At 62.3% G+C, this 25,130-nt stretch carries 24 protein-coding genes; 11 read left to right on the top strand and 13 right to left on the bottom strand.

The genetic code is table 11. The features are described from left to right. The first annotated feature begins 5 nt into the window (after positions 1–5). Together ACIOMR_RS27195 and ACIOMR_RS27190 are read left to right on the top strand one after the other, a co-directional pair. Positions 6–512: an RNA polymerase sigma factor gene (locus ACIOMR_RS27195; protein ID WP_003212456.1), complete on the top strand. Its 507-nt coding sequence runs from the start codon at positions 6–8 to the stop codon at positions 510–512. Continuing rightward, complete coding sequence (locus ACIOMR_RS27190; protein ID WP_003212454.1) at positions 509–1,261, top strand: anti-sigma factor; 753 nt, start codon at positions 509–511, stop codon at positions 1,259–1,261. The genes ACIOMR_RS27195 and ACIOMR_RS27190 overlap by 4 nt, the downstream gene beginning before the upstream one ends. On the opposite strand, the gene ACIOMR_RS27185 is transcribed toward ACIOMR_RS27190, so the two are convergent. From ACIOMR_RS27185 to ACIOMR_RS27155, 7 genes are read right to left on the bottom strand one after another with little or no spacing between them, the layout of a single operon-like run. Beyond that, positions 1,258–2,220 (bottom strand): spore coat protein U domain-containing protein, encoded by a 963-nt coding sequence (locus ACIOMR_RS27185; RefSeq protein WP_401197413.1) that lies wholly within the window; start codon positions 2,218–2,220, stop codon positions 1,258–1,260. The genes ACIOMR_RS27190 and ACIOMR_RS27185 overlap by 4 nt on opposite strands. Positions 2,221–2,263: 43 nt before the next feature. Then, positions 2,264–4,657 (bottom strand): fimbria/pilus outer membrane usher protein, encoded by a 2,394-nt coding sequence (locus tag ACIOMR_RS27180; protein ID WP_401197394.1) that lies wholly within the window; start codon positions 4,655–4,657, stop codon positions 2,264–2,266. A 41-nt stretch (positions 4,658–4,698) separates the two neighbouring features. Continuing rightward, entirely contained in the window at positions 4,699–5,484 is a 786-nt protein-coding gene (locus ACIOMR_RS27175; protein WP_134326999.1) for a molecular chaperone, read from the bottom strand. Positions 5,485–5,510: 26 nt separating this feature from the next. After that, positions 5,511–6,011: a spore coat U domain-containing protein gene (locus tag ACIOMR_RS27170; protein WP_008431486.1), complete on the bottom strand. Its 501-nt coding sequence runs from the start codon at positions 6,009–6,011 to the stop codon at positions 5,511–5,513. A 4-nt stretch (positions 6,012–6,015) separates the two neighbouring features. Continuing rightward, complete coding sequence (locus ACIOMR_RS27165) at positions 6,016–6,552, bottom strand: spore coat protein U domain-containing protein (RefSeq protein ID WP_032898768.1); 537 nt, start codon at positions 6,550–6,552, stop codon at positions 6,016–6,018. Between the two features lie 18 nt (positions 6,553–6,570). Then, positions 6,571–7,113 (bottom strand): spore coat protein U domain-containing protein, encoded by a 543-nt coding sequence (locus ACIOMR_RS27160; protein ID WP_003212440.1) that lies wholly within the window; start codon positions 7,111–7,113, stop codon positions 6,571–6,573. Next, positions 7,107–7,598, bottom strand: coding sequence for a spore coat U domain-containing protein (locus ACIOMR_RS27155; protein WP_218166240.1), 492 nt, complete (start codon positions 7,596–7,598; stop codon positions 7,107–7,109). The genes ACIOMR_RS27160 and ACIOMR_RS27155 overlap by 7 nt, the downstream gene beginning before the upstream one ends. 229 nt (positions 7,599–7,827) lie before the next feature. On the opposite strand from ACIOMR_RS27155, the gene zapE reads away from it, so the two are divergent. Then, a complete protein-coding gene (gene zapE, locus ACIOMR_RS27150; protein ID WP_003212435.1) occupies positions 7,828–8,943 on the top strand; it encodes a cell division protein ZapE in 1,116 nt (371 codons plus the stop codon). A gap of 10 nt (positions 8,944–8,953) precedes the next feature. Beyond that, the gene (locus tag ACIOMR_RS27145; protein WP_401197388.1) at positions 8,954–10,276 is read left to right on the top strand and encodes a leucine-rich repeat-containing protein kinase family protein; all 1,323 of its coding nucleotides are present in this window, start codon (positions 8,954–8,956) and stop codon (positions 10,274–10,276) included. A gap of 123 nt (positions 10,277–10,399) precedes the next feature. On the opposite strand, the gene ACIOMR_RS27140 is transcribed toward ACIOMR_RS27145, so the two are convergent. Next, a complete protein-coding gene (locus ACIOMR_RS27140; RefSeq protein WP_102369528.1) occupies positions 10,400–11,107 on the bottom strand; it encodes a YebC/PmpR family DNA-binding transcriptional regulator in 708 nt (235 codons plus the stop codon). A gap of 109 nt (positions 11,108–11,216) precedes the next feature. Next, positions 11,217–12,530: an MFS transporter gene (locus ACIOMR_RS27135; protein WP_102369529.1), complete on the bottom strand. Its 1,314-nt coding sequence runs from the start codon at positions 12,528–12,530 to the stop codon at positions 11,217–11,219. 266 nt (positions 12,531–12,796) lie between these two features. Between ACIOMR_RS27135 and ACIOMR_RS27130 the strand changes: the two genes are divergently transcribed. Beyond that, a complete protein-coding gene (locus ACIOMR_RS27130) occupies positions 12,797–13,669 on the top strand; it encodes a LysR substrate-binding domain-containing protein (protein WP_003212428.1) in 873 nt (290 codons plus the stop codon). Between the two features lie 125 nt (positions 13,670–13,794). Here the strand turns inward: ACIOMR_RS27130 and ACIOMR_RS27125 are convergent, their stop codons facing one another. Next, entirely contained in the window at positions 13,795–14,652 is an 858-nt protein-coding gene (locus ACIOMR_RS27125; RefSeq protein WP_003212427.1) for a LysR substrate-binding domain-containing protein, read from the bottom strand. Positions 14,653–14,764: 112 nt separating this feature from the next. On the opposite strand from ACIOMR_RS27125, the gene ACIOMR_RS27120 reads away from it, so the two are divergent. From ACIOMR_RS27120 to ACIOMR_RS27110, 3 genes are all read left to right on the top strand, one after another. Then, positions 14,765–15,874, top strand: a complete 1,110-nt coding sequence (locus ACIOMR_RS27120) for a 2-aminoethylphosphonate--pyruvate transaminase (RefSeq protein WP_134327002.1) — start codon at positions 14,765–14,767, stop codon at positions 15,872–15,874. 27 nt (positions 15,875–15,901) lie between these two features. After that, positions 15,902–16,729: a phosphonoacetaldehyde hydrolase gene (gene phnX / locus ACIOMR_RS27115; RefSeq protein WP_003212423.1), complete on the top strand. Its 828-nt coding sequence runs from the start codon at positions 15,902–15,904 to the stop codon at positions 16,727–16,729. A 123-nt stretch (positions 16,730–16,852) separates the two neighbouring features. Then, a complete protein-coding gene (locus ACIOMR_RS27110; protein ID WP_219405921.1) occupies positions 16,853–17,413 on the top strand; it encodes a cytochrome b in 561 nt (186 codons plus the stop codon). A gap of 117 nt (positions 17,414–17,530) precedes the next feature. On the opposite strand, the gene ACIOMR_RS27105 is transcribed toward ACIOMR_RS27110, so the two are convergent. From ACIOMR_RS27105 to ACIOMR_RS27095, 3 genes are all read right to left on the bottom strand, one after another. Further along, positions 17,531–18,430: a 1-aminocyclopropane-1-carboxylate deaminase/D-cysteine desulfhydrase gene (locus tag ACIOMR_RS27105; protein WP_401197380.1), complete on the bottom strand. Its 900-nt coding sequence runs from the start codon at positions 18,428–18,430 to the stop codon at positions 17,531–17,533. A gap of 57 nt (positions 18,431–18,487) precedes the next feature. After that, a complete protein-coding gene (locus ACIOMR_RS27100; protein ID WP_177067999.1) occupies positions 18,488–20,527 on the bottom strand; it encodes an NADPH-dependent 2,4-dienoyl-CoA reductase in 2,040 nt (679 codons plus the stop codon). A 117-nt stretch (positions 20,528–20,644) separates the two neighbouring features. Next, the gene (locus tag ACIOMR_RS27095) at positions 20,645–21,583 is read right to left on the bottom strand and encodes a LysR substrate-binding domain-containing protein (protein ID WP_003212414.1); all 939 of its coding nucleotides are present in this window, start codon (positions 21,581–21,583) and stop codon (positions 20,645–20,647) included. A 136-nt stretch (positions 21,584–21,719) separates the two neighbouring features. Between ACIOMR_RS27095 and hutH the strand changes: the two genes are divergently transcribed. The 3 genes from hutH (at position 21,720) to ACIOMR_RS27080 (ending at position 24,982) form a co-directional block, all read left to right on the top strand. Next, on the top strand, positions 21,720–23,261 hold the full coding sequence (gene hutH, locus ACIOMR_RS27090; RefSeq protein ID WP_401197376.1) for a histidine ammonia-lyase: 1,542 nt from the start codon (positions 21,720–21,722) through the stop codon (positions 23,259–23,261). 92 nt (positions 23,262–23,353) lie between these two features. Beyond that, positions 23,354–23,863 carry a prolyl-tRNA synthetase associated domain-containing protein gene (locus tag ACIOMR_RS27085; RefSeq protein ID WP_401197373.1) on the top strand — a complete coding sequence of 170 codons (510 nt, stop codon included), beginning with the start codon at positions 23,354–23,356 and terminating at the stop codon, positions 23,861–23,863. A gap of 354 nt (positions 23,864–24,217) precedes the next feature. Continuing rightward, the gene (locus ACIOMR_RS27080) at positions 24,218–24,982 is read left to right on the top strand and encodes a transporter substrate-binding domain-containing protein (RefSeq protein ID WP_003212408.1); all 765 of its coding nucleotides are present in this window, start codon (positions 24,218–24,220) and stop codon (positions 24,980–24,982) included. The last annotated feature ends 148 nt before the right edge of the window (positions 24,983–25,130 follow it).

Genomic DNA, 25,130 nt, shown 5'->3' with positions numbered 1-25,130 from the left:
ATCCCATGCACGAACTCGACGAACAGTTACGTGAACTCATCCCCAGGTTGCGGCGTTTTGCCGTGTCCCTGACGCGTAACACCAGCAGCGCCGACGACCTGGTGCAGGCGAGCCTTGAGCGCGCGATCATCAGTTGGGCCGACAAACGCCTCGAAGGCGACTTGCGCGCCTGGCTGTTCTCGATCCTCTACCGGCAGTTCCTCGACGCCCATCGGCGCTCCCGGCGGTACACACGCATGCTGGAATTTTTCACCGGCCGCGATGATTCGCAGCCGTCGGTCGAGCGCACCGTCATCGCGCAATCGACCCTGCAAGCCTTCGACAAATTGAACACCGAACAGCGCGCCCTGCTGCTGTGGGTCTCGGTGGAAGGCTTGAGCTACAAAGAAGTCGCCGACATCCTCGAGGTGCCCGTGGGCACCGTGATGTCTCGCCTGTCGCGCGCGCGCCAGGCCCTGCGCCAGCTCAGCGACGGCGAAATCACCAGCCCTGCCCTGCGGATACTCAAATGATCAGCCTGCCTCCCAGCGAACGCGATTTGCATGCCTACGTCGATCACCAGCTCCTGGACGCCGACCGCCGCCAGCTCGAAACCTGGCTGGCGGCCCACCCGGACGTCGCCGCCCAGGTGCACGCCTGGCAACAGGACGCGCAGCACCTGCGGGCATCGTTGAGCGGCGCACTGCAACAACCCGCCAACCCCGAGCTGGACCCGGCCCTGATTCGCCAGCGGGTCAAGCGCCAGTCACGCCGCCATCTCGCAACCGCCGCCATGCTGTTGATTGCCGTCAGTGTCGGCGGCCTCGGCGGCTGGCAGGCCCGCCAGGCTACGCTGCTCGAGAGCATGGCGCCCATGAGCGACGCGATGCAGGCCTACCGCCTGTTTGCCCAGGACGGCATCTTGCCCGCCGACTACCACGTGCAAAGCGGTGGCGACATGCAAGGCTGGCTCGACCGTTACTTCAACCAGGCCTACCGCCTGCCGGACCTGAGCCAGGCCGGGTTCAAGGCGGTCAGCGGGCGCCTGCTCAGTACCGAACAAGGCGCGGCGGCCATGGTGCTGTATGAAGACCCCCAAGGGCGACGCATCAGTTTCTATATCCGTCCGCCAGGCCCGGAAAACAAATTCCTGCCCCGTGGCAGCCGCAGTGCCGACGGGCTGCAGGCCGAATACTGGTCGGGCGCGGGCTACAACTATGCGATGGTCAGCCCGCAAGACCCGTCGACCACGCAGATGCTCAAGCAGACGATGCGGTTCTAGAAACCCACATCCAGTACCACGTTATCGACGTAGGTACCGGCTGGCGGCGTGGCCTGGTTGGTATAGATCGCGGCGTTGTAGTTGAACACCTGGCTACCGGTGCCCAGGCCATTCCCGGGGTTCACCTCAGCCGTGGAGCTGGCGCGCCGGGCAGTGGTCACGCTGCCCCAGCGAGTGGTGGTGGCGCTTTTGAAGATGTCGTAATTGAGGAAGTTGCTCCCCGAGATCATCCGCCGCTGCCCGCCCACACTCACCGGGTTCTGCCCGTCGCTGATGCCCACGGTGTAGGCACTGCCCTTGGTGCAGGCAATCGTGGCTTGCCCGCTCACGCTGGAAAAACCACTGATCACCGGGGCGCTGCCGAAGCTGATGTTGGGCGCGGTGATCGTGCAGTCATTGGCCACGGTCATGCTGACGGTCAACGTCGTGGTGCCACTGTTGATATCCCGCCCCAGACAAATCCCGCCGATACCAATGCCCGAGCAATAGTTCCAGTTCCAGAAAATACTCAGGGTTTCGCTATAGGTGCCGGCCGCCACGTTGCTGCCGATCGTCGTGCTCATGTAAAGCGGCAAGGTTTTCGTGCCCGGCCCGGAAATCAGCCCGGCGGTTTGCGCGATGCCGCCGGGCCCGCCAAAGTCGAACGCGGTGCCCCGGGTCATCGGAAAGCCGGTGGTGTTGTTGGCATAGACCGTGTAGCTGATCACATCACCGGTGGGCCCAACCATGCCGCCCTGGGAGGAACCGGTGATGGTGGCGTAAAAGTGGTCGGTGGAAGCCAGCAACGAAATCAGGGCAGAGGTACAGTTCAAGCCGCCGGAGGTGGTCGAACTGGTCTGGGCGGCAGTGCGCACGGTCATCGAACTCACCGACGTGCCAAAGCTGGCTGGCACGGTCGCCCCCACCGAACACAAGGCCTGCGCCTGCTGCACGCCCCCAAGGCTCGCCAACACCAGCATTCCCGACACCCATCCCTTGACCCGCACACCCACACTCCTTATCTCATTGGCAAACCAGCGGCCCGATCAGCGGCACCTGCTCCTCGTTGATATCCACGTCGAACGTTGCCTGGCAGGTACGGCCCTCTCCCACGGTGACTTGCAAGGTGTTGTGGGCCGCCAGGTTCTCCAGGTACACCAGGCCATCCCACCCCACCACCGCGCGCGCCCCGGTTTGCTCATGACGCACCTGGCTGCCCAGGGGCAGGTCCTGATGCCGGGCATCCACCAGGGTGATACTGGCCGCGATCACCCGGCGCACCGGGAACTCCAGCAGGTAGCCGCTGCCGCGCCGCACCGCCACGCGCTGCTCGACATTCGGGGTCTGCACGTTGACCGGCAGGTTCAGCGGGTCGATTTCATACTTGCCGCGGTAATAAGCGCTGCTCCACGGTACCAGCAGGTGCCCATTACGGTCGGTTTCCCCCACCAACTGGTTTTCATAGAGCACCGGCACACCGGAATAGCCGTCGGTGCTCACCACCACAAACGCGTCATTGACCTGGTTGGCGGTGAACACCTGATTGTCCATCCACACCAGCGAGCCACTGGCATCCGCCCAACGGGTCTCGGCGTCACTGCTACCGTACACGCCCGCCTGCAATTGCACCGACTGCATGCGCCAGGTCAGGTCGGCCTGGCGATATGTCGGGCCGTCGCCACTGGCATAACCCAGGTTGTAGCCCACGCCGCCCTCGGACGGCACCGCCCGGCTGTAGTTGACCCGCTGGCGACTTTCGCCGGCCTGGCTGCGCTCGTTGCTCAAGGCCAGGCTCCCGTAGACGTCGAACGGGATCACCAGTTGCGCCTGCATGGCCCAGTTGCTGTCACCGACCTCACGGTTGGCCGACAGATAGAAACTGGTGTTGCGCCACAACTGCTTGCTCCAGGTGAGGTTCATCAGCCGGGTGCGGGAGTCATCGGCCGCCTGTACATCGAAATAGCCGGCACCGATGCTGCCGAAATCGTTGAGGTTCAGGCTCAGGGTCACCTGCTCGCTGCGCTTGCTGAGGCTCGCATAAGGCGTGTCGACCAGGGTCAGGTCGGCGTACTGGTCGCGGCGTTCTACTCGCTGGTATGACAGGCTGTAGCGCTGGTTGCTGTATTGATAACCGAAGCTCAGTTGCTGGCCGGTCTCGCCATCAAAATGGCTTTGGCTGAGGGCGGTATTGAGCACCCCGAAGTTGCCCAGCCGCACGTTGCCGCCGAGCCCGCCCAGGGTCAGGTCGCCTGAGGCTTCGGCATGGCTTTCCAGGGTGAAGTAGTCCGACACCCCGTAACGAAACGTGCCGCTGGCCACGCCCGGCCCGTAGCCAAAATCCCGAATGGTGTAGTCGCGGCGCAAATTACCGGCCGCCACCGAAAAATCCGACAGCCCTTTTTGCAACAACGTACTGGTGACGTAGAACGGCACGGTGGTCGACACCTGCCGGCCCAGGGCATCGGTGGTGACCACCACCGCTTCGCCGGCGCCGTTGATAAACGGCACGTTGGTCAAGGTGTACGGGCCCGGCTGCAGATCTGCGCTGCTGGATTTGTAGCCATTGATGAACAGGTCCACCGACGACGGCACCGCCGCCTCCCCGGCAAATTGTGGCAAGGGGTAAGTCACCAGGTCCGGGCGTACGCCGAAATCCCGCGACACTTGCACCCCGCCCAGGCGTACCGAACTGCTCCACGGCAATGCGCTGCTGATCACGTCGCCCGCCTCGTAGGTCAGCAGGCGCTCATCGTCGGAAAAGCGCCAGGTGGTGTCATAGCGCCGGTAGCCATTGTTCAAAGTGCTGCCGCTGGCCTGGCCGCCAAAGGTGGTGCGGTATTGGCCGGTATTGGACAGCGTGCCCCACGTGTCGAACAGCCGCACTTCGTTGAAAATGCCCAGGTATGTGCCGGCGTCATCGGTGTCGTTCAGGTAAGCGTCATAGTTGAGCAACGCACCAAAACTGGTGAGTGCCTGGGCGCGCGGGTAGTTGTTGCGGCTGCCGATGAACTGCGCCGGCAACCACGCCGGCGGTACCGTCAACATGAGGCGCTGGCCCTGGCTGTCGTAATCGGTGTGCAGGCCCGGCAGGTGGTCCAGCGCGACCTCGGTGGTGATCTCGGCCGGCAGCTTCATGCCCACGTCCCGCAAGGTGGCCGCCGGCACAAACAGGCCGCCGGCGCGCTGATCCACGGCCACCACCCGGCCAGTGTCCATCTGGTTGACCACCAGTTCGAGGAACAACTGTGCATCGGCAACAGCCTCCATGTTGCTGGGCGGCGGCGGCAACGGCGCGGCCACGCCAAGCGGCGCAAGCACCAGGCCCGCCAGGCCGCCCACCACCCACACCGATCGCCATCGACTACGAGCCCAACCATGGCTCACCAAGGCTTTGTGTCCATCAATGGACATCTCCATCCGTTAAGACCAAGGGCTGCTCCATGCCCTATTCCATTGCGTTACCGTCCCGGCGCAAGGTTCTCCAGTTGCGTTGCGCCATTGACTCGCACCTGCAGCGGCTGATCGCCCGCGACACCTTGTGGCACCGGCCAGCGCATGGTTGCGCCCGGCAGTACATAGCCGAGCAGGCCGTCAACCAGCGGCCGGGTCTGCCCGCCCTGCTTGAACGCCACATCGGTGAGCCGCGCGTGCACCGCGCCCTGGTTGCGCATCTCCACATAGTTGCGCCCGCCGACGGTGACTTTTTTCCAGCTCAGGTCAGGCTTGCCCGCGCCCTTGGGGTCGCGCTGGCGCGTCGCGTCTTCCTTGCTCCACAGGCCTGCGCCGTAGGCGAACAACGGCACAGAATAACGCATCTGAAAGCGGATGGCTGCGGCCGTCTTGCCATCGGCTGCGGGGGTTTCAGGGGTGGCGGCGGGGATTTCGTCGATGATGATCCGATAGGCCAACTCCTGGCCCGGCGGCACTTCCCGGGTCCGGGTCAGGCGCACCAATTGCTTCTGCCCCGGTTCGATCTTCGCCACCGGCGGGCTGCCGATCACGTCGCGCTGGTTCTGGTACTGCTCGTCAAACCCGCCCTGGCTCCAGGCAAATACCCGGATCTGCAGGTTGGCAGTCTCTGTACCGCGGTTCTCCAACCACAAGGCGCTGGCCTGTTGATCGGCCTCCAGCACCGGGTCAATGGGCCAGATCAGCACCGAACTGGCAGCCTGGACCTGCCCGGCGCCCAACGCCACCAGACCGATAAAACCCGCAACCCAATACCGCCGGGAAGCTGCAAACATAGATTCCACTCCTCATGCCAATCGCCTTACCAGGACAGCTGCACCTGCAGCACGTCGCTGTACGTCCCCCCAGGCTGATTACCCGGTAACACCACCCGGCCGTAAATCGGCAGGGTTATATTGTTCGCGTTGCTGTAGGCCACGCTGACGCTTTGACTGATCCCCAGGCTCTGGCTCAGGGCCGCGTCCTGAAACAGCTGGTACGCCACTTGGGCACTGCCGCTATTGAGTTGCATGTGCCGGCCACTGGCGTTGTACAAGCCGCCGTTGACGCTCATGTTCAAGGTGACTCCCGGGGTGCATTGCAGCGTTACCCCGCTGCTCAGCGCCACCGACACCGTGCTGGTGGACAACGACGAATAGCTGCCGAACGCCAGGCTGCCGTAGTTCGTGCCGCCGCCCACCACCAGGCAGCCTGCGGCAATCGTCGCGCTGACCTGGATCGTCTGGCTGGTCACCGCCAGCAACGACAACGGCATTCCCCAACCCGTGATGACCGCCAGCGTCGCCCAGCAGGCCCGCTTCATGGCACTAGAACGTCAGTTGCACCGACACCGTGTCGGTGTAGGTACCCGCCGGCAAACCTGCCTTGCCCACGGCCTGGCCGTAGATGTTCACGGTTTGCGCAACGCCCGTGCTCGCACCTACGTTGATAGTTCCGTTGATCGCCAGGAGTGTCGAATGCCCGGTGTCGGTGTAGAAGTCATACGGCACATAATTGGCCACGCCGTCATACAGCGCCCGGGTGCCGCCCGTGGACTGGCCGTCATGGGAGCCCGCGCCCACGGTGATCACCGGCGAGGTGCCCGAGGAACACTGGATCGACAACGCGCCTCCACCGCCGCCCAGCACCTGGCCGGACTGCGTGGTGAACTGGCTGTTGGTGGTACCGAAATTGATCGTACCGAAGTTCAAACCGGTGGTGCCGCCCACGCCGTTGACCAGGCAACTGTTGGTCAGGATCAGCGTGGAGCTGATCTGCCCGGTGACCGTCGTGGCCGCCTGGGCACCCGATACCCAGGCCAGTGCGACCAATGGGAGAACTGCTTTAGATACAAGTGCATGCATGATGTCCATCCTCATGAATTACCAATCCAGAGTCACCGTCAGGGTGTCTGTGTAGATGCCGGCCGGTAGGGCCCTGGTATTCGCCACCACCGAGCCGAATACCGGGATCGGTACCTGTGCGCCCTTGGTCACGACGAAATTGCGTTGCTGGCCGATGCTGTAGGTGCTTCGGCCCGCAGGATCGGCCGACAGCCGATACGGTATGGTTTGCCGGCCATTGCTCAAGCGCCGGGTGATGCCGTCGCCATGGGCGCCGCCGTCGATGGTCACGGTGAAACTGCTCACCACCGACGGGTTGCAGGACACAGCGAGCGCGGCCTTGTCGCCATCACTGATGCCGGCACCCAGGCCCTTGTCCCAAGTGGGTCCGTGGCTGCCGAAATCCAGCAAGGCCGAGCCGCCATCCGGGCTCACCGGCGCGCTGTCGGTGCCTTTGCTCACCTGGCAACTGGCGGTAATCACCAGCCGTGCGTGAATCTGCCCGGCGACCGCCGCCTGGGCGTCCTCGGCCAGGAGCAACAGGCCGCCCAGCGCGATGCAGGCCAGGGCGCGGCTTACCATGTCACCGTCACTTTGAGCAGGTCGGAATAACGCCCCACGGCCGGTATTTCCTTGAGCGGCTCGATGCGTCCATAAAGTGGCAAGTCCACCGTGCCGGAATCGGGCACACGGCCGCTCAACGGTACGTCCACGGCCAAGGGGATGCGGCGTGCGGCATCGGCATAAATTCGATAGGGAATGGGTTTGATCGAGGGGGCAGCAGCGCCCAGGTAACGTACTTCGCCGATGCCGCCATGCAGGCCGCCGTCGACACGCATCTGATACGGCGTATCCGGGTTGCACTCCAGGCGTGGCTGGCGCTGGCTGATCAAGGCTGCACTCAACGGGCCTGCCGGGTCATCCAGCCGGGAGCCGCTGCCGAAATCCAGTACGCCGAGCTGCTCGATCCCTGCTTCACGCGTGGTGCCGACCAACTGGCACCCCCGCTGCACGTCGATACGCACCTCAACCTGGAGCTGTGCGCCATAAACCGTGTTGCAGAGCATCGCGCTCATGATTGCCAAGACTGCGTGTCCCTTCACTGCCCCAAATCCTTATACAGGGGTGACTGCTGTGTATGAGGTTAGTCACTTGAAGGGAATCCGCCAGTCAGGTCGGTGTTTTGGATCCATTGACCCATGCCTTTTCCAGATAGCTCGCGCCGTGCTTCTCTATTGGTCAAACCGCAACCGGCGCTCTAAAGTGAGCGACCACCGAAACACAGAGTGACTGACATTGGCTGCTTTACCGCCCCTGCTCAAACGGTTGCTGGGTAAACCCGCGGCGACCACCGCCGCCCCCGGTATCAGCGCATTCTTCCAGGGCAAGGCCCGGCAACAGGGCTATACCCTCAGCCCAAGCCAGCAACAGGTGATCGAGACCATGGCCCGGCAAACCGACCATCTGCTGGCCGGGCGCCCTACCCGCAGCCTGTACCTGCACGGCGCCGTCGGCCGGGGCAAGAGCTGGTTGCTGGACGGCTTTTTCCAGGCGTTGCCGATTGCCGAGAAACAGCGCGTGCACTTCCACGACTTTTTCGCCCGTCTGCACCAGGGAATGTTTGCCCATCGCCAGCAGCGCGATGCCTTGGCCGTGACCCTGGATGAGTTGCTCGATGGCTGCCGCGTGCTGTGCTTCGACGAGTTTCACGTACATGATATCGGCGATGCGATGCTGATCAGCCGCCTGTTCAAGGCCCTGTTCCGGCGCGGAGTCTGGGTGCTGGTAACCTCCAATTATCCGCCCGCCGGGTTGCTGCCGAACCCCTTGTACCATCAGCGGTTCAAGCCGGTGATCGAGCTGATCAGCGCGCGCATGGACGTCATGGAAGTCAGCGCCCCCCAGGATTTTCGCAGCCTGGCCCAGGCCCATGGCGATCAGCGGTTCAGCGCTGGCCAGTTCGTGTGGCCGGGGACTGCCGCGCAACGCCAAGCCCTGGGCCTGCCGTCAGCGGATCAGGCCCCGGTCAGCCTGACCGTCGGAGCCCGGCAATTGACTGCCCGCTGGCACCAGGACCGCAGCATTGCCTTCACCTTCAGCGACCTGTGCGAACAACCGACCGCCGTCATGGACTACCTGCAGCTGTGCCGCGACTATGAACGCTGGATCATCGACGGCCTGCCGCACCTGGCGGACTGTCCGATTGCCGCCCAGCAACGGTTCATCAACCTGGTGGACGTGCTCTACGACCAGGACAAGCAATTGGTGCTGATCGGCGAGCAGCCGCTGGAGCAATCCCTGAGCGGCCAGGCCATCGATTTGGCGCGCACCGCCAGCCGCCTGGGGCAGTTGCAGAAGATCGGGCCGCAACCCGCTATCATGAGCGCCATTCACGCCCCTATTGCCGAGTGACGCGCCGTTCATGGATACCCTTGCCCAACTCAAGGCCGGCCAATTGGCCGGCATCAAACGCCTGGACCTGCGCTGTGGGCTGACCGAGTTCCCTCGGGAAATCTTCGACCTGGCCGACTCCCTGGAAATCCTCAACCTGACCGGCAATGCCCTGAGCAGCCTGCCGGATGACCTGCACCGCCTGCCCCATTTGCGCGTGCTGTTCTGTTCGGAAAACGCCTTTACCGAACTGCCGCAATGCCTGGGCCAGTGCGCGCAGTTGAGCATGATCGGCTTCAAGTCGAACCAGATCAGCAGTGTCCCGGCGACGTCGCTGCCACCCTTGCTGCGCTGGCTGATCCTCACCGATAACCACATCAGCCAATTGCCGGACGAACTGGGTGAACGGCCTTTGCTGCAAAAACTGATGCTGGCCGGTAACCACCTGGAGCAGTTGCCGCAAAGCCTCGCCCAGTGCAAAAACCTCGAACTGATCCGCATCGCCTCCAACCGCATGACCCGCCTGCCGGACTGGTTGCTGGGTTTGCCGAGCCTGACCTGGCTGGCCTACGCCGGTAATCCGGTAGAGATGGCCGTGGAAGAGGCCCGCCATGACGCGACGCCGAATATTCCCTGGTCAGAGCTGGTGCTGGGCGAAGTGTTGGGCGAAGGCGCCTCCGGCATCATCCGCAAGGCGTCCTGGACCCCGCCAGGCGGGCCGGCCAAGGCGGTTGCGGTCAAACTGTACAAAGGCAGCATCACCAGCGATGGCTCGCCCCTGCACGAAATGCACGCCTGCATCGCCGCCGGACTGCATGCCAACCTGATCAAGGTAGAAGGCCGTGTCGTCGACCACCCGGAAGGCCAGGCGGCGCTGGTGATGCAACTGATCGAACCGAGCTACCGCAACCTCGCGGCCCTGCCGAGCCTGGCGTCGTGCACCCGGGATATCTACGAGCCCACCACCCGTTTCAGCGCGGATGTGGCGCTGCGCATGGCCCGGGGCATCGCCTCGGTGGCGGCGCACCTGCACGCGCAAGGCATCACCCACGGTGATCTGTACGGCCACAACATTCTGTGGAATGAAGCCGGTGAATGTCTGCTTGGGGACTTTGGTGCAGCGTCGTTTCACGCCACGGTCGACAGCCAGGAAACCCGCGCGTTGCAGCGCATCGAAGTCAGGGCGTTCGGGGTGTTGCTGGGGGAATTGCTGGAAAGGATTGATGCGGGGTTGAGCGAGGAAAAGCGCGTGGCGCTGGAAGCCTTGCGGGACAACTGCTGCCAGCCGGATGTGCTGGCCCGGCCCGGGTTCGAGGAAATCACAACCCTGTTGCAGTCTTCCAAACTCAGCTAAACCCAATGTGGGAGCGGGCTTGCTCGAGAATGCGGTGTGTCAGTCAATACATGCTTGGCTGGTACACCGTATTCGCGAGCAAGCCCGCTCCCACATTTGGACCGGGTTCACATCAAATCAGAATTAACCCGCCAACCCGACGAACATGTCCTGCACGTCATCATGGTTGTCCAGGCCTTCCAGGAAGGCTTCGACTTCAGCCATCTGCTCATCGCTCAAACCGCTCACCGGGTTCTTCGCGATGTAGCCGAGCTTGGCCGACAGCACGGTGAAACCTTGCTCCGGCAAGGCTTTCTGCACGGCGTCCAGGTCAGTGGTCTCGGTGATGAACAAGGTCGTGCCCTCTTCTTCGCCTGCTTCGAAATCCTGGGCACCGGCCTCAATCGCGGCCATTTCCGGATCGGCTTCCGGGCTGTCCGGCGAGGCTTCGATCAGGCCTACATGGTTGAAGTCCCAGGCCACGGAGCCGGACGCGCCGAGCTGCCCCTTGCGGAACGCCACGCGGATTTCCGCCACGGTGCGGTTGATGTTGTCGGTCACGCATTCAACGATCAGCGGCACCTGGTGCGGGGCAAAACCTTCGTAGGTCACGCGGTGGTATTGCACGGTCTCACCGAGCAGACCGGCGCCTTTCTTGATCGCGCGTTCCAGGGTTTCCTTGGGCATCGAGGCCTTTTTGGCCTGCTCCACCACCAGGCGCAAATGTGCGTTGGTAGCAGTGTCGGCACCGTTGCGGGCGGCAATGGTGATCTCTTTCACCAGCTTGCCGAAGATCTTGCCCTTGGCATTGGATGCCGCTTCTTTATGTTTGACTTTCCACTGTGCGCCCATGACTCACTCTCTTCTGTCCATCGCGCCGAAACGTCTACTGGCCGGCGCTTTGGGGGCAGAGTTTATAGCGCTGAAACACTCTAATCCACCAAAAAACCGGCCATGCCCCTCAGGTCCGCAAGGGGTTGATGGCGCGCTCACGGTCGGGCACGAAGTCACCCACCTGCGCCAGCACCGCCGGCCTGGCGTTCCAATAGGGCATCAACACCAGCGAGGAAAACAACGCGGCGCCGGCAAACACGATAAACACCGTGACCGTGTCGAAGTAGCCCGGCAGCAAGCCGCCAAGGATCGCCCCCACCGAACCGCAGCCGTTGACGAACCCCGCCGCCGTCGCGCCGGCCTTGGCGGTGCCGAAGTCGATGGCGGCGGTGCTGCTGATCATCGAGTCCGGCCCGTACAGGGTCAGGCCCATCACAAACAGCAGCGCCATCACCAGCGCCACACTGCCGGTGTGCAAGGCGCCCATGAACAACGCCAGGGCCACGGTCAGCGCCAGCAGGCTGAGGACACAGGCCGGCATGCGCCGGGCGCCGAACAGTTTGTCGGACGCCATGCCGATCATGATCGGCCCCAGCAACCCCGCCAGCTCGAACGCCGTCGGCACAATCGCTGCGCCGACCTTGCCCACCGATGGCATCTGCTCATACACAATCACCGGCCCCCACAACAGGATCGCGTAACGCGCCGGTTTCAACAGAAAGTACGCCAGCCCCAGGGTCAACACCGTGCGGTTGCGCAAGATCGCCCGCAGCGGCTCCAGCACACTGGCGTTCTTTTCAGCAGCCGTCTGTTCCGGTTCCGGTTCCACTGCCGGTAACCCCACATCCTGTGGCGTGTTGCGCTGGAAAATGAAAAACAGCACCGCGACCACGAAGACCACAGCCGCACTGGAGATAAATGCCGCATGCCAGGTGCCGATCAGCGTATACGCCCACCATCCGGCAAACGGCGACGCCACCAGGCCACCAAAGGCGTAGCACGAGCTCCATAAACCCAGCACCCGGCCACGCTGCTGCGCCGGGAAGAAACTGCCAAGGTTCTTGCACAGCCCGGACCAGCCGGTGGACTGGGCCAGGCCCTGGATCAACATGCACGTGACAAAGATCGGTAACGTGGCAAACGTGCCCATCACCAGGGCGGCGGCGGCTGAAATCAGCAACCCGCCGAGTACCACCACACGCGGCCCGAAACGGTCGGCGAGCATGCCCCAGGTGAATTGGCCAACGGCGTAGGCCGCCAGGTAAATGCCATCCAGGTTGGCCATCATCATCTTGTCCAGCGGGAAACTCGGGTCGTCGACGATCCCCAGCTTGGCCACCGAAAAAGCCTTGCGGGTGAAATAGAAGGCCGCGTACGCCAGCCAGGTGATGGCGAAAATCTGCACGCGCCAACGCTTGATGTGACTCAAGGGAGTATTCATGGTGGTTCTGACCTCGGGTGTGAGTGTGCCGGCAGAATGAAAAGCAAACGCCTGTATTTTTATTGTTGAGCACTGCAGTACCGGCGCTTGGAGGGGCGCGGTATTGGTCAGATGAGTCCCGCTGGTGAGCACGCAGAAGACCCATGGCCGCCGAAGGTGTAGGACTCGACCTACGGCGACTGGGGCTATCAAAGCAATGGCTGACTAATAGGTAAAATCGATTTATCGTATTTCAAATATAAGCTGAGCTTGTAAGAGGATTCGCGATGTCGGTGTCTCACGCGCAACTCAAAGCCTTCCATGCGGTGGCCGTACACGGCAGTTTTACCCACGCCGCCGAACGCTTGTTCCTCAGCCAGCCGGCCATTTCCGACCAGGTGCGCAAGCTTGAGGAACGTTTCGGCGTGCTGCTGTTTCATCGCAACAAACGTTCGGTGCGCTTGACAGACCTCGGCGAGCGCCTGTTGAGCATCACCCAGCGTCTGTTTGCCGTCGCGGCGGAAGCCGAAGAGCTGTTGCAGGATTCCCGCGCCTTGCAAACCGGCACCCTGACACTCGCGGTGGACGCCCCGGTGCATGTGCTGCCGCAGATTGCGCGCTTCTGCCAGTTGTACCCGGGCATCAGCGTGAAGATCGAAACCGGCAACACCGATGAATCACTGTTTCGCCTGTACAACTACCAGGCCGACCTCGCGCTGCTGGGGCGCGATGTGGACGACGAGCGGCTGCTGTCACTGCCGCTGCCCGATGACCAATTGCTCGCGTTTGTCGCCCGCAACCACCCGTGGGCGGGCCGCGAGTCGATCTGCCTGGCGGACCTGGACGATACGCCGCTGGTGTTGCGGGAAATCGGCTCGGTGACCCGCCAGACCCTGGAGCAGGAAATGCACCAGGCCGGGCTGCGCATTCGCCCGGCGATCCAGGTGGAAGGCCGCGAAGCCGCGCGGGAGGCGGTAGTGGTTGGGATTGGCGTGGGCGTGGTGTCGGCTGCGGAGTTTGGCGCAGATTCGCGGGTGTATGCGATGCCGATCCGTGACTGTACGCAGCGGATGAAGGAAACACTGGTGTGCTTGAAGGAGCAGAGTTCGCGGCGGGTGGTGGCGACTTTTCTGGAGATTGTGCGGGAAAGTTTGCGGTGAAGTTGAGGGCCCCTTCGCGAGCAAGCCCGCTCCCACAGTTGACCGAGTTCTACCGATGGAACGCGGTCGAATGTGGGAGCGGGCTTGCTCGCGAAGGGGCCAACTAGATCTCAAGCCAACACCCTCTAAGGCGCCAACTCGAAAAACGCCTGAATCAACCGCAACTCCCGCCGCCGCTCCATGCACCCGATCACATGCCGGTTCACCAGCCCCTCGCCCTGGATCGGAATCGCGTGCACCCGCGGATCCCGGCTGACTTCCATCGACGACACCACCCCAACCCCCAACTCGGCCGCCACCGCTTCCGTCACCGCCTCACGGCTGTCCAGTTCCAGCAACACCCGGGGCTGCACGCCGGCCTGGGCGCAGGCATCGTCAAAGGTCCGCCGCGTGATCGAGCTGGGTTCACGCAACACCATGATCACCTGATCCAATTGCTCCAGCCGAATCCCCGCAGGCTCCGCCAGCCACGGATGGCCGGCCGGCACCAACGCGCAAATCCGTGACTCGATCAACGGCTGCAAGTGCAGGCCCTTGCGCGGCTCCACCTCGGTCAACACCGCCACGTCAGCCCGCTCCGACAACAGCGCCGCGAGGGTTTCCTGCGCATTGCCCAGGCGCAAATTGACAGTAATCCCCGGATACCGCTGCCGTAGGCTGGCCAGCATCGGCATGACCATGTGCGGCCCGTCCGCCGCCACTTCCAGGCGCCCGGTAAGTAATTGCCGGTTGGCCTCCAGCAACGTCTGCGCCTCTTCCACCAGGCCGAAGATCGCCCGGGTGATCGCCGCGAGTTTGGTGCCCTCCTCGGTCAACTCCACCCGCCGCGCGGTACGCCGCAGCAGCGCGATCTGGTAGTGCTCCTCCAGCGCCTTGATATGCCCGGTCACCGCCGGCTGGCTGATAAACAGGCGCTCGGCCGCCCGGGTAAAACTGCCCTCGCGGGCCACCGCATCAAACGCACGCAGTTGAAACAGGTTCATAGCTATCGGCCTCACTGATAGCTCGCATAACAACAAACAATTTGATTGATGACAAGCCAAACTGCAATTTAGGCGCCGTAACTTCATCCCAATGTTTTGCGAGGACACACGAATGAGCACTGCCGCGCCGATCCTGCTGACCCCGGGGCCCTTGACCACCTCGGCCCGCACCCGCCAGGCCATGATGGTCGACTGGGGTTCATGGGATGACCGCTTCAATCAACTGACCGCCAGTCTTTGCGAGCAACTGCTGGTGATCGTCAACGGCACCGCCAGCCACCATTGCGTGCCATTGCAAGGCAGCGGCACCTTTGCCGTGGAAGCGGCCATCGGCACCCTCGTGCCACGGGACGGCAAGGTGCTGGTGCTGATCAACGGCGCCTACGGCAAGCGCCTGGCGAAGATTTGCGAAGTGCTCGGCCGCGAGTTCAGTACCTTTGAAACTGCCGAGGACGAACCCACCACCGCCGCCGACGTCGACCGCCTGTTGCACGCCGACAGGGGCATCACCCACGTCGCACTGATCCATTGCGAAACCAGCACCGGGATTCTCAACCCGTTGCCCGAGATCGCCCAGGTCATCGCCCGCCACGGCAAGCGCCTGATTATCGACGCCATGAGCTCCTTCGGCGCGCTGCCGATCGACGCCCGCGAGGTGCCGTTCGACGCGCTGATCGCCGCCTCCGGCAAGTGCCTGGAAGGCGTACCGGGGATGGGTTTTGTGTTCGCTGAAAAGCAGGCGCTGGCTGCAGCCCAAGGCAACTGCCACTCCCTGGCGATGGACCTTTTCGACCAGCACAGCTACATGGCCAAGACCGGCCAATGGCGCTTCACACCGCCGACCCACGTGGTGGCGGCGCTGCACGAAGCGCTGCTGCAATACAACGAAGAAGGCGGCCTGCCCGCCCGGCACCAGCGCTACGCCGACAACTGCCAGGCATTGCTGGACGGCATGGCCGAACTGGGCCTGCGCAGCTTCCTGCCCGCCGCGATCCAGGCGCCGATCATCGTTACCTTCCACGCGCCGAAAGATCCGCGCTACCAGTTCAAGGAGTTCTACGAACGGGTCAAGGCCAAGGGCTTCATCCTTTATCCCGGCAAATTGACCCAGGTGGAAACCTTCCGCGTGGGCTGCATCGGCCATGTGAACCAGGCCGAGATGCAAGCCGCGGTAGCGGCGGTAGCCGAGGTGCTGCAAGAAATGAACGTGCTCGACATCTGACTGCCCACTACTCACAGGATCTGAACCATGAACTACGCAAACCCAACCCAGCTTCAAGCCGCGATCCTCGACTGGGCCGGCACCGTGGTCGATTTCGGCTCGTTCGCGCCCACGCAGATTTTTGTCGAAGCCTTCGCCGAGTTCGACGTGCAGGTCTCCATCGAGGAAGCCCGTGGCCCGATGGGCATGGGCAAGTGGGACCACATCCGCACCCTGTGCGACCAGCCGCAGGTGGCCGAGCGCTATCGCAAGGCCTTTGGCCGCACACCGACTGACGATGATGTGACCGCCATCTACCAGCGCTTCATGCCGCTGCAGATCGAGAAGATCGCCGAGCACTCGGCATTGATCCCCGGTGCCCTGGACACTATCGCCAACCTGCGCCAGCAAGGGATCAAGATCGGTTCGTGCTCCGGCTACCCCAAGCAGGTGATGGACAAGGTTGTCGAACTGGCTGCCACCAATGGCTATATCGCCGACCACGTGGTCGCCACCGACGAAGTACCCAACGGCCGACCATGGCCGGCCCAGGCCCTGGCCAACGTGATCGCCCTCGGGATCGATGACGTAGCGGCCTGCGTGAAGATCGACGACACCGTGCCGGGCATCCTCGAAGGCCGTCGCGCCGGGATGTGGACCGTGGCGCTGACCTGCTCGGGCAACGCCCTGGGCCTGACCTACGAGCAGTTCCGCGCCCTCGACGCCGGCACACTCGCCAGCGAACGCACGCGTATCCAGGCCATGTTCGAAGGCTCGCGCCCACACTACATGATCGACACCATCACCGACCTGCCTGCGGTGATCGCCGACATCAACCAGCGCCTGGCACGGGGTGAAATGCCGCAGGGCAACTGATCGAGATCAAAAGATCGCCTATACACCCTCCTCTCACGGGCAAACCTCGTAAAACAGGCTTACATTGAAAGGACTCCGTCGCGAAAGAACGGAGGTTTGCCCTGATGAGTGAGGAAGAAAGCGATGCCCTGGAAAAATTCCGATACGCGTTACAGCACCATGTCGATTGCGTTGCACTGGCTGATGGTGGTGCTGCTGGCGGTGGTCTACGCCTGCATTGAGTTACGCGGGCAGTTTCCCAAAGGCAGCGGCGCACGTACGTTGATCGTGGAAATGCACTTCATGTTCGGCCTGACGGTGTTTGTGCTGGTATGGCTACGGTTGTTCGCCCGCAGCCTGGGCGTGGCACCGAAGATCGTCCCTGCCCCGCCGCAATGGCAAACCCTCCTCGCCACCCTGATGCACATGGCGCTGTACGCCTTGATGATCGGCATGCCCATCGCCGGCTGGCTGATCGTCAGCGCCGAGGGGCATTCGGTGATGTTCTACGGCATCGAGTTGCCGCCGCTGATTGCCGAGAACAAAGCGTTGGCCAAGGAAATTGAAAACTGGCACGTGCTGTTCGGCAAGATCGGCTACTGGCTGATCGGGCTGCATGCGTTGGCCGGATTGGCCCATCACTATGTGCTGCGAGACAACACTGCATTGAGAATGATGCCCGGCAAGAGAGGGAGCATTCAGTGAGCCCACGGATTGAATGTGGCAGCTGGCTTGTGTGGGAGCTGGCTTGCCTGCGACAGCATCACCTCGGTGCCACTGATACACCGCGGTGTCTGCATCGCAGGCAAGCCAGCGCCTACATTAACCGGGTGCAACAGGGAAACCCCGGCGGCCTTGCAGGCCACCGGTGTGGACGAAGATCAGGCGCGTACCGGAGGCAAAGCGCCCGGCTTCAATCTGCTGCTTCAACGCCAATAACGCCTTGCCGGTGTACAGCGGCTCCAGCGCCAGGCCACAGGCTTGCTCGGTAGCGTCGATAAAGGCCAGCAACTCCGGATCAACCTTGGCAAAGCCGCCCCGGCTGGCCTCCAGCAATTCATAACCCTGCTGCACAAGCGCCTGCACCTGTTGCGCCACCCCGTGGTCGTCGGGCACCGCCAGGGCGCCATATACCGGATGCGCGCCCGCCTCCGCCAGCACCAATCCCGCCAATGTAGTACCGGTGCCTGCCGCCAGCCACCAACCGTGATAGTCCGTCCAGCACAGGCCGTTTAATTGTGCCCGCGCCTGATTCACCAAAACCCCGCAACCCAACGCGCCCGCCAGGCCCCCGCCGCCTTCAGGTACCGGGTGCAGGTGCGGATACTGCTCGCGCCAGGGCAGCCAGAAGTCCGGCTCGTTGCGCGCGCGATAGCCGCCATACCCCAGCCAATGCAGTTGCATGCCGAAGGCCTTGAGGTCGAGCACCGTGGGAGTGTCTTGCGGATGGCCACGCAGCAAGCCAACGGTAGGAAAGCCGAAGCGTTTCCCGGCCGCCGCCAGTGCATGCAGGTGATTGGAGTAAGCGCCGCCCAGGCTGATGATCCCGCTGGCGCCCGCCGCCCGGCCTTGCGCCAGGTGCTCGGTGAGCTTGAACCACTTGTTGCCGCTGATCAGCGGGTCGATGCGATCCAGGCGCAGCACGGCGACTTCCACCGGCCCCATCCAGTCCAGCTTCAGGGGTTCAAGGGGCGCGTGGGGGAGCCAGTCGAAAGGACCCATGAGGGCGGTTCTGCACAAGAAAAGGGGCGGTAGTCTACCACCGCCCCTTTTACGTGCTTACAGCTCGGCCGCCAGGCGCGAACCCTGGTTGATGGCGCGCTTGGCATCCAGTTCGGCCGCCACGTCCGCACCGCCGATCAGGTGCACGTTCTGCCCGGCCGCCACCAGGCCATCCTGCAATTCCCGCAGCGGGTCCTGCCCGGCGCAGATCACGATGTTGTCCACCGCCAGCACCTTCGGTTCACCCTCGGCGCCGATGCGGATGTGCAGGCCCTCATCGTCGATCTTCAGGTACTCGACGCTGTTGAGCATCTGCACCTGCTTGTTCTTCAAGCCGGTGCGGTGGATCCAGCCGGTGGTCTTGCCCAGGCCGTCACCGACCTTGGAGGTCTTGCGCTGCAACAGGAACACTTCACGCGCTGGCGCATGGCGCTCGGGCTTGATCCCGGCCACACCGCCGCGGGCTTCCAGGTGGGTGTCGATGCCCCACTCTTTCCAGAACGCCTCGCGGTCCAGGCTGGTGGACACGCCCTGGTGCACGAGGAATTCCGAGACGTCAAAACCGATACCGCCGGCACCGATCACCGCCACGCGATGGCCCACCGGCTTACGCTCCAGGATCACGTCGAGGTAGCTTAATACCTTGGCGTTTTCCACACCGGGAATCGTCGGAATACGCGGCGCGATGCCGGTCGCGAGGATGATCTCGTCATAACCGCCCGCAACAAGCTGCTCAACGTCGACCCGGGTGTCCAGGCACAGTTCGACGTGAGTGGTCTGCAACTTGCGCTTGAAGTAGCGCAGGGTCTCGAAGAACTCTTCCTTGCCCGGCACACGCTTGGCGATGTTGAACTGGCCGCCGATCTCGCTGGCCGAATCGAACAGCGTCACTTGATGCCCACGCTCGGCGGCGACGGTGGCGGCCGCCAGGCCCGCAGGACCGGCACCGACCACGGCGATTTTCTTGATCTGCTTGACCGGCAGGTAGTTGAGCTCGGTCTCGTAGCACGCACGCGGGTTGACCAGGCAGGTGGTCAGCTTGCCGCCGAAGGTGTGGTCCAGGCAGGCCTGGTTGCAGCCGATGCAGGTGTTGATCTCATCGGCGCGGCCTTCGGCAGCCTTGTTGACGAAGTCCGGGTCGGCGAGGAATGGGCGAGCCATCGAGACCATGTCAGCATCGCCTTCGGCCAAAATCTGCTCGGCGATTTCCGGGGTGTTGATCCGGTTGGTGGTGATCAATGGAATCTGCACCGCACCGCGCAACTTCGCGGTGACCTTGCTGAACGCGCCACGCGGCACCTTGGTGGCGATGGTCGGGATCCGCGCTTCGTGCCAGCCGATGCCGGTGTTGATGATCGTTGCACCGGCCTGCTCGATGGCCTTGGCCAACTGCACGATCTCTTCCCAGGTGCTGCCGCCTTCCACCAGGTCGAGCATCGACAGGCGGAAGATGATGATGAAATTCGGGCCTACGGCTTCGCGCACCCGGCGCACGATTTCCACCGGCAGACGCATGCGGTTTTCGTAGCTGCCACCCCAACGGTCGGTGCGGTGGTTGGTGTGGGCGGCGAGGAACTGGTTGATGAAGTAGCCTTCCGAACCCATGATTTCCACGCCGTCGTACTCGGCGACCTGGGCCAGCACCGAGCAGGTGACGAAATCATTGATCTGTTTTTCGATGCCTTCTTCGTCCAGCTCTTTGGGCTTGAACGGGTTGATCGGCGCCTGGATTGCGCTCGGTGCCACCTGCTTCGGGCTGTAGGCATAACGCCCGGCGTGGAGGATCTGCATGCAGATCTTGCCGCCCGCCTCGTGCACCGCCCGGGTGACGATCTTGTGCTTCTGCGCTTCTTCGTCGGTGGTCAGCTTGGCCGCACCGCCATACACCCCACCTTCATCGTTGGGGCCAATGCCGCCGGTGACCATCAGGCCCACGCCGCCACGGGCACGTTCGGCAAAATAGGCCGCCATGCGCTCGAAGCCACCGGGTTTTTCTTCAAGGCCGGTGTGCATCGAGCCCATCAGGGTGCGGTTGCGCAGGGTGGTAAAACCCAGGTCCAACGGGGCCAGCAAGTGCGGGTAGGCAGCAGCGGTCATGGTACAGCTCCACAACGGATCATCACGGGACGTGGAGCGCTCGAATGGCACTCCATCGGTTTATGTCCCACAGACTAAGAGTCCGCCGGCTGGCGCTCAATGACCGTAAGTGACAACTTAATGATCAAAGTGCGCAGCAGAAAGCATGGCAGCGGTAATTTTCTCCTGTTTCTGCCCCTGCCCGATCATCCAGCGTTGAAACCCGCGGCACTGCTGTTTGTGCAGGGTATTGGGGTGCCAACTCAGGTAGTACGGCGCCGCCAGCGGCACGGCGAACCGCCAGGGAATCACCAGCCGACCGGCGCGCAGGTCCCCGGCGATCATTGAGAACTGCGCCAGCACGATGCCTTGCCGGTCGATGGCCGCCTGGATCGCGGTAATCGATGATGAGTAATTGCGGCGGATCACGATGGGCTGGCCGGTTTGCCCTTCCAGCTCGCTGAACCATTGGGTCCACGAAGGCGGCGAATCGAATTTGGGCCGCGAGTCGATGCCGATCAGGCGGTAATCGAGCAAGTCTCGCGCGCACGCAACCCGTTCCAGCAACTGCGGTGAACAGGTGGGCACCACACAATCGCGGAACAGCGGCACGCTATGCCCTGCATGCTCGGGGTGCTCGCCATAACCGATGCGAAAGTCGGCACTTTCCTCCCCCGATGCATCATCGAGGGTGCTGTCGAGGTAGATGTCCAGGTCGGTTTCGTCCTGCCCCCACTCGTCGATCAGCGGCGACAGCCATTTGGTCATCAGCGAAGGCAGGCAACTGATATACAGGTTGTTGGGATTCTTCGCCCGCTCGGCCTCGGCCACCGCCAGCCTGAGTTCTTCGAACGCCGCGGTGCAGCGGGCGTGCAGGCGTTCGCCGACGCTGTTCAAGCGCAGGCGCTGGCCGTCCTTGAGCGTCAGCTTCATGCCCAGGGCATCTTCGAGCAGTTTCATTTGCTGGCTGACAGCGCCCACCGAGATCCCCAGGCGAATCGCCGCCTGGGACATACCGGCGCAGTGGCCCACCACTTCAAACACTTGCAACGCGCGCAACGGCGGTAAACGGCTCATGGGGGAATCTCGCGACTTCAGCAGTTTAGATTTTCTACTAAAAATAACAGAAAACCCCATATTTTCTTCAGCTAGTGCAACCCGTAGAGTGAAACCACTTCCCACCCCATTGCGTTACGCCCTGCTGGAGTCGCTGATGAAAACCCTGCCTGAACAAATTACCCATGTCGTGTTAGGCGACAGAGAACCCAGCCTCGAAGAGTTCGTGGCGATCGCCCGCTATTCGGCCACTGTTTCGTTTGCCGACAGTTACAAGAACCGGGTTAAAAAGTCCCGTGGGTTGATCGAGCGATTCCTCGATGAAAACCGTTTGGTGTACGGCGTGACCACCGGTTTTGGCGACAACGTGCGGCATGTGATCTCGCCGGAAAACGCCAAGGAACTGCAAGTCAACATCGTGCGTTCACACGCTGTTTCCGTCGGCGAACCGCTGGTGCGTGAACAGGTGCGGGCGATCCAGTTGATGGTGTTGATCAGCCTGGGCAAAGGCTACTCCGGGGTGCGCCTGGAACTGCTGGAACTGATCGCCGGCCTGCTCAACCACGACGTGGTGCCCTTTGCGCCGGGCGAAGGCTCGGTGGGTTACCTCGCGGTAGAAGGCCACCTGGCCCTGGTGCTGCTCGGCGAAGGCCGCGCCAGCGTCAAGGGCGGTGCACTGGTGGATGGCGCAACCGCCCTGCAACAGGTCGGCCTGCAACCGACCGACCTGCAGTGCAAGGAAGGCCTGGCGATGTTGAACGGCACCACGTCGGTGACCGCCATCGCCACACTGGCGCTGTACAACGCCATGCAGGCTGCCGACCTGGCGGACGTGGCGGCGGCCATGTCGCTGGAGGCGCTCAAGGGCACCATCCGCGCGTTCGACCCGCGCTACCACTCGATCAAGGCTCACCCCGCACAGGCCGCAACCGCCGCCAACATCAAGGCTATCCTGCACGACAGCCAGCTCATCGCAGACAACATCGATTACCGCCTGCAGGACGTCTACAGCCTGCGTGCCATCCCCCAAGTGCATGGTGCTTCCCGGCAGTTCATCAACTACGCGCGGGAAACCATCGAGCGCGAAATCAATTCTTCGGGCGACAACCCGGTGATTTTCCCGCTGGACGACGGTGACGGTATCGCGATTTCCGGCGCCAACTTCGACGGCACCTACATCGGGATTGCAGCCGACACACTGTGTGTGGCGCTGACCAACCTGGCGAAAATTTCCGAGCGCCGGACCGACCGCATGATCAACTCGCACTTCAGCGAAATGCCGGCCTTCCTGGTGCGCAACCCGGGCCTGAACAGCGGCTACATGATCGTCCAGTACACCGCCGCCGGGCTGTACGCCGAAATGAAAACCCTGTCGATGCCATCGTCGATCGACAGCGTCTCTACCTGCGGCAACCAGGAAGACCCGGTCAGCCTGGCCTACAACGCGGTGATCAAGGCCTACAAAGTCTCGCAAAAACTCCAGTCGGTGGTGGCCATCGAAGTGCTGGTCGCGTGCCAGGCCCTGGATTTCCACGATGTGAACAAGGCATCGACCGCGACCAAGGCGGTCTATGACCTGGTGCGCAGTGAAGTGCCGGTGGCGGATAACGACCGCGCGTTTTACGCTGACATGGCCAGTGTGATTGACCAGGTGCGCAGCGGGAAAATCAACGACCTGGTGGCCCATCACCTGAACTGACAACCACGCCGTCAAACGGCCTGCCCTCCTTTTCGGACGGCGGGCCTTTGCCATTTTTGGCGCAGACAAAGCGATACCCGGGGACTTTGCGAATGCTTCAACCCAAAGACGTTCTACACCTGCTCGATACCTGCTCCATTGCCTATGAATACGTGGAACACAGCGCCGTGCGCACCTGCGAAGAAGCCGACAAACTGGACATCGGAATCAGCGGGCAGGCGGTCAAGAACATCTTCCTGTGCGATGCCAAAGGCTTGAATCCCACCCTGGTGGTGCTCAAGAGCGAGCAGCGCCTGGACCTGCGTGCACTCTCGCAAACCCTCGGCCTCAAGGGCCTGAGATTCGCCTCGCCGCGCCGCCTGATGGAAACCCTGGGCGTGGAGCCGGGAGCGGTGTCATTGCTGGGGTTGTGCAATGACGTGCAGCGCGTCACCCAGGTTGTGATCGCCGAAGAGGTGTGGAACGGCGACAGGATTCTCTGCCATCCGCTGGTGAATACCGCGACCCTGTCGATCGCAGTCCGCGATATGGCGCGACTGCTTGAGCACCTGGAATTCACGCCAATACTCGCCGCGAACCCTGCCCCCACGCCTGACACCTGACAGCGCACGGGCGGGTGCAAAACGCTACCTATCGACCCAAAACAGGGCGAAAAAACCGCGCACATTTTCTAACCATGTTTAATTTCCTTGAAAATCAAAAGGTTATTTATTTTTAAAAGCTGGCAAATATTTTGCAATGACATGTATGTACATGTGGAGTCATGTGCAGACTGGAGAGCGAATCGGCCAGTCCCCAAACCTGTATGCGTTCGAGAAAAAAGTCCTAAGCCCACATCAAAACATTGGTAGGAAATAGAAATGACCGCTAAAAAATCGAATTGGTTAGGCTCTGTTGCTGTAGCGACCCTAGTGATGGCAAGTGCTTCCGGACTGCAGGCAAAGGACTGGACGTCCGTGAACATCGCGACCGAGGGCGCGTACGAGCCCTGGAACCTGACATTGCCAGGCGGGAAGATCAGTGGTTTCGAGCCTGAGCTGATGGACTACCTGTGCGCCAAGATGAAGCTGCAGTGCAAGATCACCGTGCAGAACTGGGATGGCATGATTGCCAGTCTCAACGCAGGGAAGTTTGATGTGTTGATGGATGCGATCGTTATCACTGACGACCGTAAGCAGGTCATGGATTTTTCGATTCCCTACGCGCAGACGCCGGCCAACTTTGTCGCGCAGGATGCGGCGTTGCTGCCGGGTAAAACCGGGGCGGCGAATGCGATTACGCTGAGTGCTGATCCGAAGGCGATTCACGATGCGATCGAGCCGTTGCGTCAGGCGCTGAAGGGTAAAACCATCGGGATCGCTTCAGGCATCATTTACACCAAGTTCATTGATGAGAACTTCAAGGACGTGGCGACGATTCGTGAGTACAACACGTCGGCCGATGCGATTCTTGATCTGCAATCGGGCCGTATTGACGCGATTTTTGATGACGTTACGTTCCTTGATTCGATCATGTCCAAGCCTGAGAACAAGGGGCTGGCGTATACCGGGCCGCAGATCAAAGGCCCTATCTGGGGTGATGGCGAGGGCCTGGGTTTTCGCAAGAGCGATCCGGAGTTGAAGGCCAAGTTTGATGCGGCTTTGAAAGAAGCGATTGCTGATGGGACTGTTAAGAAACTCAGCGAAAAATGGTTCAAGGTGGATTTGACGCCTAAGTCCTGAGGCGTTCCTGGTTGGGGTGGGGGCATATCCGTTATTTGGGTGATGGCTGAGATTGGTTCCGCTCTTACAGCGGCTCACTTTTGAACAGCGCAAAAGTAAGCAAAACGCTCTTGCCCCACCACTCGGCTCCTCGCTTAGGCTCGGAGTG

This window comes from Pseudomonas sp. NPDC087814 (assembly GCF_044742865.1).
Lineage (GTDB): Bacteria > Pseudomonadota > Gammaproteobacteria > Pseudomonadales > Pseudomonadaceae > Aquipseudomonas.
Note: the sequence above shows the minus strand (reverse complement) of the source record. Positions and strands in the feature narration are given on the sequence as shown.

Coding starts and splice junctions, on each gene's coding strand:
- ACIOMR_RS27195 (WP_003212456.1), top strand. CDS start 6: ATGCACGAACTCGACGAACAGTTACGTGAACTCATCCCCAGGTTGCGG.
- ACIOMR_RS27190 (WP_003212454.1), top strand. CDS start 509: ATGATCAGCCTGCCTCCCAGCGAACGCGATTTGCATGCCTACGTCGAT.
- ACIOMR_RS27185 (WP_401197413.1), bottom strand. CDS start 2,220: ATGCTGGTGTTGGCGAGCCTTGGGGGCGTGCAGCAGGCGCAGGCCTTG.
- ACIOMR_RS27180 (WP_401197394.1), bottom strand. CDS start 4,657: ATGGAGATGTCCATTGATGGACACAAAGCCTTGGTGAGCCATGGTTGG.
- ACIOMR_RS27175 (WP_134326999.1), bottom strand. CDS start 5,484: ATGTTTGCAGCTTCCCGGCGGTATTGGGTTGCGGGTTTTATCGGTCTG.
- ACIOMR_RS27170 (WP_008431486.1), bottom strand. CDS start 6,011: ATGAAGCGGGCCTGCTGGGCGACGCTGGCGGTCATCACGGGTTGGGGA.
- ACIOMR_RS27165 (WP_032898768.1), bottom strand. CDS start 6,552: ATGCATGCACTTGTATCTAAAGCAGTTCTCCCATTGGTCGCACTGGCC.
- ACIOMR_RS27160 (WP_003212440.1), bottom strand. CDS start 7,113: ATGGTAAGCCGCGCCCTGGCCTGCATCGCGCTGGGCGGCCTGTTGCTC.
- ACIOMR_RS27155 (WP_218166240.1), bottom strand. CDS start 7,598: ATGCTCTGCAACACGGTTTATGGCGCACAGCTCCAGGTTGAGGTGCGT.
- ACIOMR_RS27145 (WP_401197388.1), top strand. CDS start 8,954: ATGGATACCCTTGCCCAACTCAAGGCCGGCCAATTGGCCGGCATCAAA.
- ACIOMR_RS27140 (WP_102369528.1), bottom strand. CDS start 11,107: ATGGGCGCACAGTGGAAAGTCAAACATAAAGAAGCGGCATCCAATGCC.
- ACIOMR_RS27135 (WP_102369529.1), bottom strand. CDS start 12,530: ATGAATACTCCCTTGAGTCACATCAAGCGTTGGCGCGTGCAGATTTTC.
- ACIOMR_RS27130 (WP_003212428.1), top strand. CDS start 12,797: ATGTCGGTGTCTCACGCGCAACTCAAAGCCTTCCATGCGGTGGCCGTA.
- ACIOMR_RS27125 (WP_003212427.1), bottom strand. CDS start 14,652: ATGAACCTGTTTCAACTGCGTGCGTTTGATGCGGTGGCCCGCGAGGGC.
- ACIOMR_RS27120 (WP_134327002.1), top strand. CDS start 14,765: ATGAGCACTGCCGCGCCGATCCTGCTGACCCCGGGGCCCTTGACCACC.
- phnX (WP_003212423.1), top strand. CDS start 15,902: ATGAACTACGCAAACCCAACCCAGCTTCAAGCCGCGATCCTCGACTGG.
- ACIOMR_RS27110 (WP_219405921.1), top strand. CDS start 16,853: ATGCCCTGGAAAAATTCCGATACGCGTTACAGCACCATGTCGATTGCG.
- ACIOMR_RS27105 (WP_401197380.1), bottom strand. CDS start 18,430: ATGGGTCCTTTCGACTGGCTCCCCCACGCGCCCCTTGAACCCCTGAAG.
- ACIOMR_RS27100 (WP_177067999.1), bottom strand. CDS start 20,527: ATGACCGCTGCTGCCTACCCGCACTTGCTGGCCCCGTTGGACCTGGGT.
- ACIOMR_RS27095 (WP_003212414.1), bottom strand. CDS start 21,583: ATGAGCCGTTTACCGCCGTTGCGCGCGTTGCAAGTGTTTGAAGTGGTG.
- hutH (WP_401197376.1), top strand. CDS start 21,720: ATGAAAACCCTGCCTGAACAAATTACCCATGTCGTGTTAGGCGACAGA.
- ACIOMR_RS27085 (WP_401197373.1), top strand. CDS start 23,354: ATGCTTCAACCCAAAGACGTTCTACACCTGCTCGATACCTGCTCCATT.